Below are 15495 nucleotides of genomic sequence, written 5' to 3' on the forward strand. Positions count from 1 at the left end.
TTATGTGGCTGCCTTCAAACCACACCTGACGTCCTCTACTTCGTCAGCAGCGTATACGCGCCGGTCCAGCCCTCCGGCGGTGGATTGAGCTGGAAATCCTTGATCCTTGCTTCGTAGAGCCGGAACAGCTTCTCAAGCGTGTCGGCGTCTTCGCTGCGGCGGCCGCGCTCGATCGCGTCCAGTGCACCCTGCCAGTTGCGGCTGCGGTAGCAGCCGAGCATCTCGATGGTGACGTTGCGCAGGCGCTGGAACGCGCCCGAATGCATCACGTCCTCGCGGCCCGCGATGGCATAGATGACTTCCGGCTCGGTCTTGCCCTTGACCATGATGAAGTCGAGCTCGAGGATCGCGAACTTCTCCTTGGCCGCGAGCGCGGTCCTGGATCCGACGATGATCGGAAAGCCGTATTCCTTGGTCTGCCCTTCCAGGCGCGAGGCCAGGTTCACGCTGTCGCCGAGCACGGAATAGTTCTTCTTCAGGTCGGAGCCCATGTTGCCGACGACGCCGATACCAGTGTTGAGACCGATGCCGACATTGAGCGGGATGTAGACGTGGCCGCCGTCGGCGGCCTCCTGCTCGCGCTCCTTGTTGACCACGTCGATCTGTTCCAGCATCTGGATCGCGGCCTCGCAGGCATTGACCTCGTGCTGGGGATCGTCGAGCGGCGCGTTCCAGAACGCCATGATGGCGTCGCCCATGTATTTGTCGATGTAGCCCTTGCGCTCGATGATCACGTCGGTCAGCGGCGTCAGGAAGCGGTTCATCAGTGCGATCAGCCCTTGCGGATCGTGCTTGTAGCTCTCGGAAATCGTGGTGAAGCCGCGCACGTCGGAGAACATGATCGTCATCTCGCGCTCCTCGCCGCCGAGCACGAGCTTTTCCGGCGACTGGGCCAACTGCTCGACCAGCACCGGCGACATGTATTGCGCGAACATGCCGCGGATCTGCACGCGCTGGCGCTGCTCGCGCACGAAGCTGGCGAAGATCAGCGTCAGATAGATCGCCGTGGTCGAGAGCAGCGGGTAGGTGAAGTCGATGAGGTAGCGGTACTGCGCGTAGAAGAACCAGGACGTGCCGACCAGGATGGCGGCGAAGGTCGCACCCGCGAGCACGAGGCGCACGGGACCGAGATTCGGCGTGAAGATGATGACGAGCAGGCCGATGATGAGCGCGGCCAGCAATTCGACTCCGAGTGCGTAGTTCGGCTGCGAGATCACCGCGCCGCTCAGCAGGCTCTCCAGCACCTGCGCATGGATCTCGACACCCGGCATGGTCGAGGACACCGGCGTGGTCTTGATGTCGTTGAGCCCGACCGCGGAGGTGCCGACCAGCACCAGCTTGCCGGCGAGCCTGGCGGGCGGCACGGTGTTGTCGAGGACGTCGGCCGCCGAGACGTAGATCGAAGGGTCCTGACGCGCATAATGCACCCAGAGCTGACCGTTCTTGTCGGTCGGAATCTCGACGCCCTTGAGGCGAACGGCCCGCACGCCGGTCTTGTCGGTCCGGATCAGCAGCGTCGGCGTGCCCGTGGCGACGCGCAGGATCTCGAGGCTGAGCGAGGGCATGATGTGGCCCTGGGCGCGCATCACCATCGGCACGCGGCGGATCAGGCCGTCGCGCTCGGTCTTGATGGTGAACAGGCCGCGGCCCGCCGCGACCTTCTCGATGACGGGCACGTTGCGGAGCAGGCCGGGGAATTCGAACAGGAAGCGTTCGGCGCCCTCCTCGCCAACCGTCGCGACGCCGGTGAAAGGCAGCGTCTTGTCGATCTCTGACGGGATCGCCCGCTGCCCGGTCTCGCCCAGCACCACGCGCGAGCGCTTGATCGCATCGGCGAGAATCTGGTCGTTGGTCGGCAGCTCCCGCAGCTTGGCACGGGTGCTATCGTCGAGATAGCGCATCTGGTCCGCGAACAGATCCGGATTGAGCCGGTCGGGCTCAGAGAACACCACGTCGAAGCCGATCGCCACCGCGCCGTTCTGGGTGAGGTTCTGGATCAGGTCGGCGATCCGCGTGCGCGGCCACGGCCACTGGCCAAGCTTGGCGAGGCTCTTGTCGTCGATGTCGACGATGGTGACCGGCCGCGCCGTCTTGTGGCGCGGATCGATCAATTGAAACATGTCGAAGGTGCGCAGCCGCAATTCCTGGATCGGCGGCGGATCCCAGAGGCGGGCACCGGCAAACAGAACCAGCAGCACGAGGCACATCAGTCGCGCAAGGCCGAACTTCCGCGCAAACCACCGCCGCAGGATCTTGAGACGTTTCATAGGGGGTGGATATCACGCTTTGGCGGCGGGCGGCAGCTCCGATCGGCTTGCAGACGATCGCGGCCCATCGCCCAGCGATCAGGCATGGACGATGAAGTCGCTCGCCTGGACCTGGGCGACGCCCTTCAGGAGGATGGTGTCCGTCGCATTGATCGTGATCAGGGTGTCAGCTCCTGAGGCCGCCGCGTGCTGGGCTATCCATGCCGAGTCGATATCGGTCGTCACAACCGCCGTCAGATTGATGTGGTCCTGACCGTGCTCGAAATCGAGGATCGTGTCGTGGTTAGAGTCGGCGGCGAATACGAATTGATCCTGATAGCCGGTCCCGAACAGCACATCCTTGCCGTTGGTGCTGGCGAGGGTCACCGGGCCTTGTTCGTTCAGGTTGAAGATCAGATTGACCGTATCGGTCGCACCGTGGCTGTCGGTCACCGTAATCACGACCTTGTCCGTCGCAGCCGCGCTCTGGCCCGGATCGGTGTATGCCAGCGTTTGGAGCGCCGAATTGAGGTTGGCCAATGTGTCGGAGGTCGATGCGGGGTCCACAGAGGTGCCCGAATCCGCGGTCGCGGCGAGCGTGAAGGTTTCATCGACGGCAGAGTCGGCGTCGCTGACGGAGATACCGTGGACGAAGACCTGGTCGCCTTCCTGCGTGACGCTGATCTCGGCGACGTCGATCACGGGCGCATTGGTCGTGTCATTCGCGCCTGTCACGTCCACCGTGAGCGTTGCCGTGCCGGTCGCACCATGAGCGTCCTTGGTCTGGACGGTGAACGTATCCGTATAAAATCCCTCCGGCAGCGCGTTGATCGCCGTCGCGTTGGGAACGTAACTGTAGCTGCCGTCGGGGTTGACCGTCAGCGAGCCGTACAGTCCTGCAACCGTCGTCACCGCATGGTGATCTGCGTTCAGAACGGCATAGGTCAGCGTCGCCGTCTCGCCGCTGTCGACATCCGTTCCGGACAAATGGCCGGCGAGATTGGCGAAGGTGTCGGCCGCGGCAGTGTCCGTGAGCGGGCCAATGTCGAGATCGGCGAGCGTCGGCGCGTCGTTCGTGCCGGTAATCGTGACGGTGACATCCTGGCTCACCTTGCCGCCATGCTGGTCGTCGAACGTGACGGTATAGACCTGAGTGATGGTCTGGCCCTGCGCCAGCGATTGCAGCACCGCATTGCTGTTGTTGAGGCTGAAGTGCCAGCCCAGCGTCGCGCCATTGCTGGTATCGGTGCTGGATTCGAGCACCGACGGATCGATCGTGAAGGTGCCAATGTTCGAGTTGGCGCCGAATCCCGGCAGAGCCGAACTGACGGACGACGACTTGAACACGGCTTCCGCCGTGTGGGTATCGATCAGGTCGAGATCCTGGATCGCCAGCGTACCGCCGATCGACAACGTCGCACTGGCATCCTCGGTCACCGCTCCAGTGGCATCTGCGGCGCTGCTGGTGACGGTCGGCGCGTCGTTGACGCCGTTGATCGTGACGGTCACGTCCTGCGTGACCGTCGCATTGTGATTGTCAGTGAAGGTGACGGTGTAGACCTGCGTGACGGTCTGCCCTTCGGCCAGCGATTGCAGCACCGCATTGCTGTTGTCGAGCGTGAAATGCCAGCCCAGCGTCGCGCCATTGTCGGTGTCGGTATTGAACTCGTCGACCGCGCAATCGATCGAGAAGGTGCCGAGCGGGGTGCCCGCGGCGAAGCCCGGGAGCTGAACGTTTGACGTGGACGATTTGAACACGGCTTCCGCCGTGTGGGTATCGATCAAGTCGAGATCCTGGATCGCCAGCGTACCGTCGATCGACAACGTTGCGCAGGCGTCCTCAGTGACGCTCCCCGTTGCAGCGTCTGCGTCGCTCGTGATGGTCGGCGCGTCATTGGTACCGGTGATGGTGACCGTGACGTCCTTGGTGACCGTCCCCCCGTGATGGTCGTCGACCGTAACGGTATAAACCTGCGTGACGGTCTGGCCTTCGGCCAGCGACTGCAACACCGGATCGTTATTGTCGATCGCAAGGGTCCAGCCGACCGACCCTCGCGAGCTGACGCCGGGACTCTCGCTCACCGCCGTCAGCGTGAACGTGCCGATATGCGAGGTCCCGTCGGTGAAGCCGGGCAAATGCGCGCTCGACGTCGTCGTCTTCAGGACATAACTCGCGGTGTGGGTATCCGTGAGATCAGGGTCGTTGAAGGCGATGGTGCCGTTCGCCGTCAGGGTTGCCGCATCCTCGGTTACCGCGCCGGTCGGGATCGTGTCGTCCTCGACGATCGTCGGTACGTCGTTGGTGCCCTCGACATTGACGTCGGCACCATTGATGGAAACCGTGAGCGGCGTGCTGACGATGCCGCCGTGCCCGTCATCGACCTGCACCACGTAATTGAGGATCAGCTTCTCGTCCTCGGCAAGGAAGTCGAAGAGATGGTCGGAAACGCTGTAGGTCCAGGTGGCCGAGCCGTTGTTGCCGTTGCCCGCGCCCTGCACCACCGTCAGCGGCACCTTGACGGCCGCGATCGCGGCGAGTTGCTGCGGCGTCAACGTCGCGGTGATGTCGTTGCCTTCGGCATCGAGATATTTGAACGGCTGGGTCGACGAGAGCGCCGCGCTCACGATCGGCCGGTCCGTCAGATCGACGTCGGTGAAGGTGACGGTGCCCGTGATGGTGTCCAGAGCCTCGTTACCGGTCCCGACCTTCTCGATGACGATCCCGCCCGACGTCGCCACGGTGGGCTTGTCGTTCGTTCCCGTGATCGTGATGGTGATCGGGATGAACCTGGACTCGGGGTTCACCGAGAAATTGGTGTCGACGCGGACCATGTAGGTCAGCGTCAGGGTTTCGCCGGCCGCGAGGAAGTCGAAGACCTTGTCGGGGATCGTGTAGGTCCAGACCGCCGAGCCGTTGTTCTCGTTGGCGGGGTCGGCAACGACGCTGATCTGGATCTGCGTCGCTGCGATGCCCTGCTTCTGGAGCTCGGTGAGCGAGGTGGTAACGTCCTGCTGGCCGGCGCTCTTGTAGACGTAGTTCGGCGCCTCGGCGAGGCTCACCGACACCGTCGGCCGGTCGCCGAGATTTTGATCGAGGAATCTGATCAGGCCGGTGACCGTATCGGCATGCGTGTCGCCGGTGGTGTCCGTGCGCTCGCTCAGCGAGAAGGCCGTCTTTACATTGCCGCCGGCGTCGAAGCTTTGCACGATCGGCTGGCCGGGAACACGGGTGGCCTGCGGCGTGGAATTGCCGGGGCCGCTGCGTTCCTGCGAACCGAGATTGACGAATGTCGCGATCGCGACAGGGCCGGACCCCGACTTGAACACGAAGTCCAAGCTGATCGGCGTGATCGTGTCGGTGAAGTTCGTGGTCAGCTTGGTGTTGGTGTTGTTGTCGGTGAACTTCAGCGTGAACACGTCCGTGATCAGCTTCTGCACCTCCGGCGACATCAGCGCATTGGTGATCGAGACGTTGCCGCCGCTGATCTGGATCATCTGGCCGGCCTGGTTGACCGTCGCGATCGGCAGCAGCGTGATCTTGTCGAACAGGATGTAGGAGCCGGTCGTGCCGTTCGGCTCGACCAACACCTGGAAGCTCGCCTGCGGCTGCGGATCGCCGCCACCGGCGGGAACGACGAAGTTGATCTGGGTCAGCACCGCCGTGCCGCGGATGCCCATGGTCGCGACCGGCGTGTCGACCTTCATGTCGCCGTGCTTGGCGGTCTCGCCGGCGACGAAGGTGATGGTGCCCGCAACCAGGCTGAGCAGCGAGGAGTTGCTCGACCCATTGGGGTCGTAGACCATCTCGTTCAGCACCATCCGCGCATTGGAGGACAGGCCGAACACGGTGCCGTCGATGAAGGTGATGCCGAGCGTCGAATCGGCGCCGGTCGAGACCACGTCGCCCTTCTCGACATTGTCGCCGTTGTTCAGGATGACCGAGACGCCGTTGCGGATGGCGGTCGCGCTGCCCGAGAGTTTTGTGACGTGGCCGATGACCTGGGCCGCAGCGGCTCCGGGCGCGGCCTGGGCGACCTGGACGTGGCCGGTGAGAGCGTTGACGATGTCGCCGGTGAGGTGGGCGCCGTCGGGCGAGGCGACCGCGGCGCGCTTGTCGCCCCTGAAATAGTCGTGAACCACGAACTCCTGACCTTCGTGGGACAGCACGAGATCGAGGCCGGCGCGCTTGAACTCGCCGTTGAAGATCAGGTTAGGGTCGGGAACAACGAACGCGCCATCAGGCACATGGCCATGCGCCTTTGCGATGAAAGGCTTGGCCGCAAAGGAATCGGCATGGACATGGCCGGGCGAACCGGAACCCTGGCCGTCCAAGGACGTCGCGGCGTCGAATTTGCCAGCGTAATTCAACCGGGCACCGTGAAAAGGGTTAAAATTTAAGTAAGTATCAACTACCTAAGCTTGCTTAGCATTACCAAGTCCTTAGCGAAACCATCTATTGCTTGTGTGATTTCGCGTCACCTGGCCGTAACAGCCTCCGCAGGGCGGTGCCACCCCAGAGAAGCTGAAGTAACGTTCCAAGCATTCTGAAGTCGAAATGAGCTTAGATGCACGCATTTCCCATCATCCCAAGTTGTTCATCGTAAAGTTGGTCGAAGAGATACTCGCGTCATCTTTCTTGCATGATGCCCTGCATCATCCTGCGGCAAATACGGCGCTAAATCTGTGACCTAACTAACAGAACCCGTGAAATAGCGGGCCGTTAGCCTAAGGCGCAGAATCAGTGACCTCGCAACTTCTGCCTGCAACTGGATCCATTTCGCGGCAGCGGGGCCCCTCGTAGCTTCGGGATCGTAAAATTTTAGGCAATTTGGGCAAGCCTGTTTCAGCCTGTCCCACGGTTTTGGGACCCCTGCCGGGCGCGTTAAGCAGAACAAAACGGCCCGCCTCGCACTATCTCCAGGAAAGCAACAAAGCCCGGCACGTCGAGATCGAGGGGGATCTCGCGAAGCCTGGGAAGGGGATGTCAGATGGAGACCGCTGCTCGCTCGCGCGCCTGGCGCGCAACCCTGATCTTATGCGGCTTGATCCTGCTCGGATCGGCCGCCGAGCTTCGCGCCGGCACGCTGCTGTCGCCGGGCGCCGGCGTCCTCGTGCGCAAATCCGCCGAACCGTTCGGCGTGTTCGCCTTCGCCATCTCGTCCGGCGGCCTCCAGCACAAATGGTCGACGCTGAAGGACAAGCTCGACGACGACATGGTGCAGCTCGCGCTGTGCGACGGCGACCGGGACAATTGCGTTTCGCCCGCTGCCCTGAAGCTGCTCGCCATCGTCGACCAGGCCCGCGCCCGCGACGGCCGTGCGCGCCTCGGCGAGACCAACCGCGCCATCAATCTCGCCATCCACGCCGCCAATGACGACAACGACGACGTCTGGAGCTCGCCGCTTGCGACCTTCGCGCGCGGCGCCGGCGATTGCGAAGACTATGCCATCGCCAAGCTCGCCGCGCTGCGGCTGGCGGGCGTTCCTCCCGAAGACCTCCGCATCCTCGTGGTGCGCGACATCCGCGCCGGCGAGGAGCACGCGATTGCTGCTGCACGGCTCGACGGCCACTGGCTGATGCTCGACAATCGCCGCATGGCGATGGTCGAGGACGACGCCGAGCGGAGCTATCAGCCGCTGTTCGTGCTCTACCAATCGGCCGTGATGAAGTATGTCGACGAACCGGTGCGAGTCTCGATCGCGGCCGCAGAGGCGCGTTGATCCTCCCTGCAGGCCGGATTCCCCCCCACCACAAAGCCATTTCGCCGCTCGATCCCAGACGCTAGCATGCTGTTTTCCATGCGGGGCGGCGGAAATGCGATTCATCGTGCTGTCTGTGCTTGCGCTGCTGGCATTGCCGGCAACGCCCGCCTCCGCGCAATCCGAACGCTCGATCGCCGACAGGCTGCCGCTGTTTGCCAAGAACAAATGCCAGCAGATTCGCGATCTCTCCAACCAACTATTCTGCGGTGACGCCGAGCTTGCCGCCGCCGCCGAGAAGCTGAGCACGGCGATCGAGGCGCGGCTCGCCCGCCTGCCCGATCGCCTGCCTGCAATCGAGGAGAATGCGATCTGGATCCGCCAGCGCAATCTCGGCTGCGACATCGTCGGCCGGACCGCAATCCGCCCCGACGATTTCGACCGGGTGAAGGCGTGCCTGCTCAAGGTGACCGAGGAGCGCGCCGCGATCGTACGCGATCCTGATTTCGACTGCCTCGCGGCCAACACCGCAGCGGGCGCGCTGATCTGCGCCGACCCGTCGCTGGCGCTTGCCGAAACCGAGCTCAACGGCCAGGCGCTCGGCCTGATCGGCAAGCTGGCCCCGACTGCGGCCCGCTTTGCCTTCGCCGAATATGGAAGGTGGACGCGAGAGCGCGACCGCAAATGCAATCTGGTCGGCAAGGAGAACGTGCCGCTGCAAGAGCTCGAATCCGCGGAGGATTGTCTCGCCGACCATTTGAAGCGCAAGACCGATGAAGTCCGCGCGGCGAAGGGCGACCCCAAGAAGGTGTTCGGCCGGCAGGTCGCGGCACGCTCACCCGACACCGACGCGGTCGATTTCTGCGCCGCGCGCATCCATGCGGCCAATTCCTGCGGCAGCTTCCTGCGCATCAACCGCGTCTATGCCATCGATAGCCAGGTGACCGAGCAGGAGGCGCAGGTCACCGGCGAAATCGAAATGGCCGTGCTGGCGCCTTTCACCATGTGCAGCAAGGTTGCCTCCGCCTGCACCGGCACGTGCTGGGACGCCAGGACGGGTCGTCCGCAGCCGGAAGCCGGCAACAACGGACGTTCCACCGAGGCCTTCAGCGTCACGCGCCGCCTGAGGATCCAGCGGACGTTCGCCTTCGTGAAGGCCGCCGATGGCTGGCGCTGCCGGGAAGACGAGCTGGCGCCGGTGAACTCGGGCACCGCGGGTGGGGGATCATGAACCCTTAACCCTCCCTGGAGGGGGAGGGTCGGCTCACATTGAGCGCAGCGAGATGTGAGACGGGGTGGGGTGAAGGTCCCTCCCCAACGAACAGTGCCCGTGTTGAGAGATCACCCCCCGCTCGCGCTTCGCGATCGACCCTCCCCCTCCAGGGCAGGGCTATCGCATATGACTTTTCGGACGGGCCTGAGCAAGCGCCTCGTCCTTCGAGACGACCGCTTTGCGGTCTCCTCAGGATGAGGCTTCGCTAAAGCGGTACCCTTGAAACTGCCGCTGCACACTCCGGCCTCATCCTGAGGGCCCGCCGGAGGCGGGCGTCTCGAAGGATGGCCGCAGCGAGTTTCCCGCCGCATTTCCTCATATGCGATTGCCCTGCCCTCCAGGGGAGGGGGAAAGCAAACATCAGAACATCAGATTGTCCTTCACCAGCACCCAGCGGCCGCCCTTGACCTGCTGCACCTGGGTGATGGTGTTGGCGAGGTGGTCGGTCTTGGAGAACTTGGTCGGCGGCGAGTTGAAGATGTCGAGGAATTTCTCGCCCGACTCGAGCGAGTCCAGCATCTTCTGGCCCGTCAGATCCTTGCCCGCCTTGTTCGCGTAGAAGGCGAAGGTCATCATTGCGTTGTAGCCGATGATCGCCTGCGTGTTGGCGTCTGCGTTGAACATCTTCTTGTAGTTCACGAGCCAATCCTTCACCTTGCCCTTGGCGGTGTCCTCATAGGGAATCTCGAAGCCGCTGGCGGCATAAAGACCCTCGACGGCTTCCTTGCCCAGCGCCGGAACCTCCATCACGTTGGTGGGAGTGGCACCGAGGAAGGTGACGTCCCAGCCGAGCTTCTTGGCTTCGGACATCGCCCCTATGGTCTCGCGGAGCACGGTGCCGAGCACGACGAGGTCGCAGCCGTCGGACTTCATCTTGGCGATCTGCGCGCTGAAATCGGAGGCACCGCGCTTGTAGCTCGTGATCGAAGCCGGCTGCGCCTTCATGGCGGTGAGCTGCTGATTGAAGCCGTCGAGCACGTTCTTCCCATACTCGTCATCCTGATGCATGATGCAGGGCTTCTTGAAGCCCTTCCACTCCATCATGTATTTCAGCGCGGCCCGCGTGCTCTCGACGTATGGCAGCAGGTTGTTGAACTTCAATCGCTCCTGCGGCTTGGCCGGATCGAACTTGAAGGTGAACTCGGCCGCCGTCAGCGGGAACAGCTGCAGAACGCCGGCATCGAAGAGGATGTCCTGCGCGGCGAGCACTGTCGGCGATCCCATCGGTCCGACCATCGCGAAGATCTTGTCGCGCTCGATCAGCTTCTGCGAAGCCAGCACGGCCTTTTTCGGATCATAGCCGCTGTCCTCGACGACCAGCCGAATCTTTCGGCCGTTGATCCCGCCGGACGCATTGATCTCCTCGGCCGCCATCTTCATGCCGTTTGCGACCGGGACGCCCCAGCCCTTGATCGGACCCGACAGGTCCTGGTGAGTGCCGACGACGATCTCGGTTGCCGAGATGCCCTGGTTGGTGACCTTGGTTTGCGCTGCGGCCGGCAGACAGGTGAGCACCACGGCACCCACAGCAAGGCCGAATGCGCTGAACGATTTCGACATTGACGTCTCCTCTCCTAAAGGCCCGTGTTGGACGAAGGGCGAGGGCCACGGCTCCTTCGCTTTCTCGAATCGACCCAGATCGTCACGCCACCGCACGTTCGCGATACATCGCCTCGATCTCGGCAGCGTAGCGCTTGTTCACGAAGCCGCGCTTCAGCTTCATGGTCGGCGTCAGCTCCTCGTCCTCCGGGGTGAGCTGGCGCTCGATCAGATAGAACTTCTTGATGGTCTCGACGCGGGCAAAATTGCCGTTGACCTGTTCGATCTCGCGCCCGATCAGGTCCTGGATCTCCCTCGCCCGGCACAGGCTGGCGTAATTGGTGAAGGGGATATCGTGATCCTGGGCGAACTTCTCGACGTTCTCCTGGTCGATCATCACGAGGCAGGTGAGATACGGCCGCTTGTCGCCGATCACCACGGCGTCGGAAATGTAAGGCGAGAACTTGAGCTGGTTCTCGATCTCGGACGGCGTGATGTTCTTGCCGCCGGAGGTGATGATGATGTCCTTCATCCGGTCGGTGATGCGGACGAAGCCTTCATTGTCGATGGCGCCGACGTCGCCGGTGTGCAGCCAGCCGCGCGAATCGATGGTCTCGGCGGTCTTCTCCGGCTGGTTCAGATAGCCCATGAACAGGAAGTCGCCCTTGATCAGGATCTCGCCGTCGGGCGACAGCGCGACCTCGCCCCAGGGCACCGCGGTGCCGACCGAGCCGAGCTTGATCCTTTCCGCCGGCATCATGGTGGCGACCCCGCAATTCTCGGTCTGGCCGTAGACCTCGTGCACGTCGATGCCGAGCGCCAGATACCAGCGGATCAGCTCCGGCGCGATCGGCGCCGCGCCGGTGAATGCGATGCGGCAGCGGTCGAGCCCGATCATGCGGCGAATGTTGCGGAACGCGACCTGGTAGGCGATGCGGTTGGCGAGGCGCAGCGACAGCGGTGGCGCCCTGCCCTCGAGCCTGCACTCGACCATGCGGTAGCCGATGCCGATCGCGCGCCGATAGACCCATTGCTGCAGCGGCGTCGCATCCTTCAGCGCGATGGTGATGGCGGAATAGAACTTTTCCCAGATGCGCGGCACCGCGAGGAAGACGGTCGGCTGCACCTCGCGCAAATTGTCCGGCACGGTTTCCGGGCTCTCGGCGAAATTCATCACTGAGCCAAGCGCGACCGAGATGTAGTAGCCGCCGATGCGCTCGGCGACATGGCAGAGCGGCAGGAAGATCAGCCGGTCTTCGTCCTCTTGCGCCGGGATGAAGTCGTTGGCGTGCCGCATCTGGTGCGTGACGCTGCGGTTGGCGTGCATCGCCCCCTTGGGCGGGCCGGTCGTGCCGGACGTATAGACGAGGATCGCGAGATCGCCGGCGCCGCGGCTGTCGATCATCTCCTGCCACAGCGCTTCGCGGCCGACCATGTGGTTGCGGCCGAGCGCGCGAAACTCGTCGATCGACATCACCATGTCGTCGGAGAAGCCGCTGAGGCCTTCCATGTCGAACACGATGATTTTCTGCAGGGACGGGCAACGTGCGCGGCAGGCGAGGATCTTGTCGAGTTGCTCCTCGTCCTCGGCGAAGATCACCTTGGTGCGGGAATCGTTGACGAGATACTCGACCTGGGACGAGGAATCGGTCGGATAGATTCCGGAGGAGACGCCGCCGGCGCACAGGATGCCCATGTCGGCGTGGACCCATTCCGGAACCGCATTGGCGACGATGGAGGCGACCTCGCCGGGCATGAATCCGATCGCACGAAGCGCGTAGGCAATCTCCTTCGAGATTTCCAGCCATTCGCGCCAGCTCGTCGGCTGCCAGATGCCGAATTTCTTCTCGCGGATCGCCGGCCTGTCGCCCCGCGTCTCGGCGGCGCGCAAGAAGCTCTTCGCGATCGTATCAGCGACCGTCAGCACCGCCGGTCGGGCCATGCGCCTCTCCTCCCTCCTCGTCGCCTGCCTCCGCTGCCTGCCTTGCCGGCGGTCTATGTTGCGGATGGCAAGCTCATCTTACTGCCAGCTCTTCCTCACCGCCACGTCTTCTTCTTTTTCCAGCGCCGCTCGCCTCGCGCGCCCGCCTCCTTGGCGCCAAGGTAGAACTCCTGGATGTCCTGGGAATGCATCAAGCGGTCGCAGCTGTCGTTCATCACGATTCGGCCGATCTCCAGTACATAGCCGTAATGTGCGGTCTCCAGCGCCACCTTGGCGTTCTGCTCGACCAAAAGGATCGACATGCCCTGCTCCTCGTTGACCCTGCGGATGATGGCGAAGATCTCCTTCACCAGCAGCGGCGACAGGCCGAGCGAGGGCTCGTCGAGCAGCAGCAGCGTCGGCCGGTTCATCAGCGCACGTCCGATCGCGAGCATCTGCTGCTCGCCGCCGGAGAGCTGTCCGGCCGGCTGGTTGATGCGCTCTTTCAGCCGCGGGAAATAGCCGTAGACGCGCTCCAGATCCTCCGCGACGCCGTCCCGGTCCTTGCGGGGATACGCGCCCATCATCAGGTTCTCGCGCACCGAGAGGAACGGGAACACCTCGCGCCCCTCCGGCACGTGACTGAGACCAAGCCGCACGATCCGGTCAGCCTCCATGCGCTGGATCGGCCTGCCCAGAAACTCGATCGCGCCCTTCTGCGGATCGAGGATGCCCGAGATGGTCTTCAGCACCGTGGTCTTTCCGGCCCCGTTCGCGCCGAGCAGCGTGACGATGCGGCCGCGCGGCACCTCCAGCGAGATGCCCCGGATCGCCATGATCGGCCCGTAATAGCTCTCGACGTTGGAGAGCTTCAGGATGATATCCGGGCTCACAGCGGCATCCATCGGTCAGGCTCCCAGATACGCGGCGACGACATCTGGGTGCTGCTGCACCTCGGCAGGCGAGCCCATCGCCAGCACCCGGCCGTAGTTCAGCGCGATGACCCGATCGGAGACGCGATTGACCAGCGACATGTCGTGTTCGACCATCAGCACGGTGACGCCGAGCTCGTTCTTCAGGTCGCGGATCCAGAACGACATGTCGTCGGTCTCCTCGACATTGAGGCCGGAGGACGGTTCGTCGAGCAGGATCAGTTTCGGCTCCGAGCACAGCGCGCGTGCCAGCTCGATCACCTTGCGCACGCCGTAGGGCAGGCCGGAGATCAGCTTGTCGCGAAAGGGTTCGAGATCGAGGAACTCGATGACCTGCTCGACCCGGCGTCGATGCACCTTCTCGTTGGCCCGCACGCTCGGCAGGAACAGCAGCTCCTGCCAGAGCTGCGTGGTCGAGTGCCGGTGGCGGCCAACCAGGAGATTCGACAGCACGGTCGCATTCTCGAACAGCTCGATGTTCTGGAAGGTGCGGGCGATGCCGAGCCTGGCGATGTCGTAGGGCGGCTCTTCGGTAATGTCCTGGTCTTCGAAGAAGATGCGGCCCGAGGTCGGCCGGTAGATCCGCGAGATCAGGTTGAAGATCGAGCTCTTGCCGGCGCCGTTGGGTCCGATGATCGAGAGGATCTCGCCCTTCTCGACCGCGAACGAGACCGCATCGACGGCCTTGAGGCCGCCGAAATGCAGCGACAGGTTCTCGGCACGGAAATAGCTCATCGATTGCGCTCCGACTTCACGTAGATCTTCTGCCGCTTGAAGGTGGCGCGCTTGTAGAGCGGGAACAGCTGGAAGAAGAGCTTGATCTTCAGCCAGCGGCCGTAGAGCCCGAGCGGCTCGAACAGCACGAACAGCACGATGATGATGCCGTAGATCGCTCCCTTCAGGCCGTTGAGCGAGGCGAAGGCCGCGACGCTCGACTGGATGCTTCCCGCGGTGGCCGGGCCGGCGCCGAATGTCGCAGCGATCCCGGCGATCATGCCGGGCATGTCGTCCTTCAGATACGTCAGGAACGGATCGATCATCACGATGAAGATCGCGCCCAGCACCGCACCGTGCAGGCTGAAGGTTCCGCCGATCAGGATCACGATGATGAACTCGATCGAGAGCTGGAGCGTGAACATCTCCGGCGAAATGAAGGAGAGCTTGTGCGCGAACAGCACGCCGGCAAAGCCGGTGATCGCCGCCGAGATCGCAAAGGACTTCACCTTGTAGATCGCGACGTTGACGCCCATGCTGCGCGCCGCCGTCTCGGAGTCGCGGATCGCGACGAAGGCGCGCCCCGTCGGGGAGCGCAGGAGGTTGAGCGTGCCGACGATGGTCAGCACCAGCACGGCGAGACAGAGGTAATAGAAGGTCGGACTATCGCGCGGCACGGCGACGCCGAGCAGCGACAGCGTCTTGACCCGCATGCCCTCGTTGCCATTGGTGACGCTCTCCCAGCGCGCCAGAATTTCCTCGACGATCAAGGCAAAGGAGATCGTGGCGATGACGAGGTAGATGCCGGTGAGCCGGAGGGCGGGAAAGCCGACCATCGCGCCGATGATGCCGGTCAAGAGCCCGGCGGCGAGGAAGTAGACCGGGAACGGCACGTTGTATGTCTGCAGATAGGCAGCCGTATAGGCCCCGATCGCGAGGAACGCGGCGTGCCCGAGCGAAGCCTGGCCGGTGAAGCCGGTCAGGATCAAGAGCGCCACGCCGACGATTGCATAGATGCAGACGAAGACGAGCTGGCTCATCAGATAGCTGGAGAGCACATGGGGCGCGATCAGCAGCAGCGCGAGCAGGATGCCGTAGGAGACGACGTAGCCCGAATGCGGGACCAGCTTGATGTCGTCTTCGTAGTCGGTCTTGAACAGGAAGCGCATGG

At 63.4% G+C, this 15495-nt stretch carries 9 protein-coding genes and 1 pseudogene; 2 read left to right on the forward strand and 8 right to left on the reverse strand.

Annotated elements, in window-relative coordinates:
- Positions 1-35 precede the first annotated feature (35 nt).
- The 3 genes and pseudogenes from ACSHT2_RS17215 to ACSHT2_RS17225 form a co-directional block, all read right to left on the reverse strand.
- The gene (locus ACSHT2_RS17215) at positions 36-2267 is read right to left on the reverse strand and encodes a CHASE2 domain-containing protein (RefSeq protein ID WP_440642598.1); all 2232 of its coding nucleotides are present in this window, start codon (positions 2265-2267) and stop codon (positions 36-38) included.
- Between the two features lie 78 nt (positions 2268-2345).
- The gene (locus ACSHT2_RS17220; RefSeq protein ID WP_440642860.1) at positions 2346-4871 is read right to left on the reverse strand and encodes a VCBS domain-containing protein; all 2526 of its coding nucleotides are present in this window, start codon (positions 4869-4871) and stop codon (positions 2346-2348) included.
- Positions 4851-6614, reverse strand: a pseudogene (locus tag ACSHT2_RS17225) (FecR family protein); the annotation flags it as partial. The pseudogene ACSHT2_RS17225 and the gene ACSHT2_RS17220, both read right to left, overlap by 21 nt.
- Positions 6615-7234: 620 nt before the next feature.
- Between ACSHT2_RS17225 and ACSHT2_RS17230 the strand changes: the two are divergent.
- Together ACSHT2_RS17230 and ACSHT2_RS17235 are read left to right on the forward strand one after the other, a co-directional pair.
- Positions 7235-7966 (forward strand): transglutaminase-like cysteine peptidase, encoded by a 732-nt coding sequence (locus ACSHT2_RS17230; protein ID WP_440642599.1) that lies wholly within the window; start codon positions 7235-7237, stop codon positions 7964-7966.
- A 94-nt stretch (positions 7967-8060) separates the two neighbouring features.
- Positions 8061-9176, forward strand: coding sequence for a lysozyme inhibitor LprI family protein (locus ACSHT2_RS17235; protein ID WP_440642600.1), 1116 nt, complete (start codon positions 8061-8063; stop codon positions 9174-9176).
- A gap of 402 nt (positions 9177-9578) precedes the next feature.
- On the opposite strand, the gene ACSHT2_RS17240 is transcribed toward ACSHT2_RS17235, so the two are convergent.
- From ACSHT2_RS17240 to ACSHT2_RS17260, 5 genes are all read right to left on the reverse strand, one after another.
- The gene (locus tag ACSHT2_RS17240) at positions 9579-10778 is read right to left on the reverse strand and encodes an ABC transporter substrate-binding protein (protein ID WP_440642601.1); all 1200 of its coding nucleotides are present in this window, start codon (positions 10776-10778) and stop codon (positions 9579-9581) included.
- A gap of 82 nt (positions 10779-10860) precedes the next feature.
- Positions 10861-12699: an AMP-dependent synthetase/ligase gene (locus ACSHT2_RS17245; protein ID WP_440642602.1), complete on the reverse strand. Its 1839-nt coding sequence runs from the start codon at positions 12697-12699 to the stop codon at positions 10861-10863.
- Positions 12700-12794: 95 nt separating this feature from the next.
- A complete protein-coding gene (locus tag ACSHT2_RS17250; protein WP_440642603.1) occupies positions 12795-13583 on the reverse strand; it encodes an ABC transporter ATP-binding protein in 789 nt (262 codons plus the stop codon).
- Positions 13584-13586: 3 nt separating this feature from the next.
- Positions 13587-14345: an ABC transporter ATP-binding protein gene (locus ACSHT2_RS17255; RefSeq protein WP_440642604.1), complete on the reverse strand. Its 759-nt coding sequence runs from the start codon at positions 14343-14345 to the stop codon at positions 13587-13589.
- A complete protein-coding gene (locus ACSHT2_RS17260) occupies positions 14342-15493 on the reverse strand; it encodes a branched-chain amino acid ABC transporter permease (protein ID WP_440642605.1) in 1152 nt (383 codons plus the stop codon). The genes ACSHT2_RS17255 and ACSHT2_RS17260 overlap by 4 nt, the downstream gene beginning before the upstream one ends.
- Positions 15494-15495: the final 2 nt, after the last annotated feature.

The sequence above is a fragment of the Bradyrhizobium sp. PUT101 genome, from assembly GCF_052043945.1.
In the GTDB taxonomy this organism is placed as follows: domain Bacteria; phylum Pseudomonadota; class Alphaproteobacteria; order Rhizobiales; family Xanthobacteraceae; genus Bradyrhizobium.

What these genes read in the sequence shown, in the direction of transcription:
- ACSHT2_RS17230 (WP_440642599.1), top strand. Translation starts at nt 7,235, where the DNA reads ATGGAGACCGCTGCTCGCTCGCGCGCCTGGCGCGCAACCCTGATCTTA.
- ACSHT2_RS17245 (WP_440642602.1), bottom strand. Translation starts at nt 12,699, where the DNA reads ATGGCCCGACCGGCGGTGCTGACGGTCGCTGATACGATCGCGAAGAGC.
- ACSHT2_RS17250 (WP_440642603.1), bottom strand. Translation starts at nt 13,583, where the DNA reads ATGGATGCCGCTGTGAGCCCGGATATCATCCTGAAGCTCTCCAACGTC.
- ACSHT2_RS17260 (WP_440642605.1), bottom strand. Translation starts at nt 15,493, where the DNA reads ATGCGCTTCCTGTTCAAGACCGACTACGAAGACGACATCAAGCTGGTC.
- ACSHT2_RS17215 (WP_440642598.1), bottom strand. Translation starts at nt 2,267, where the DNA reads ATGAAACGTCTCAAGATCCTGCGGCGGTGGTTTGCGCGGAAGTTCGGC.
- ACSHT2_RS17235 (WP_440642600.1), top strand. Translation starts at nt 8,061, where the DNA reads ATGCGATTCATCGTGCTGTCTGTGCTTGCGCTGCTGGCATTGCCGGCA.
- ACSHT2_RS17255 (WP_440642604.1), bottom strand. Translation starts at nt 14,345, where the DNA reads ATGAGCTATTTCCGTGCCGAGAACCTGTCGCTGCATTTCGGCGGCCTC.
- ACSHT2_RS17240 (WP_440642601.1), bottom strand. Translation starts at nt 10,778, where the DNA reads ATGTCGAAATCGTTCAGCGCATTCGGCCTTGCTGTGGGTGCCGTGGTG.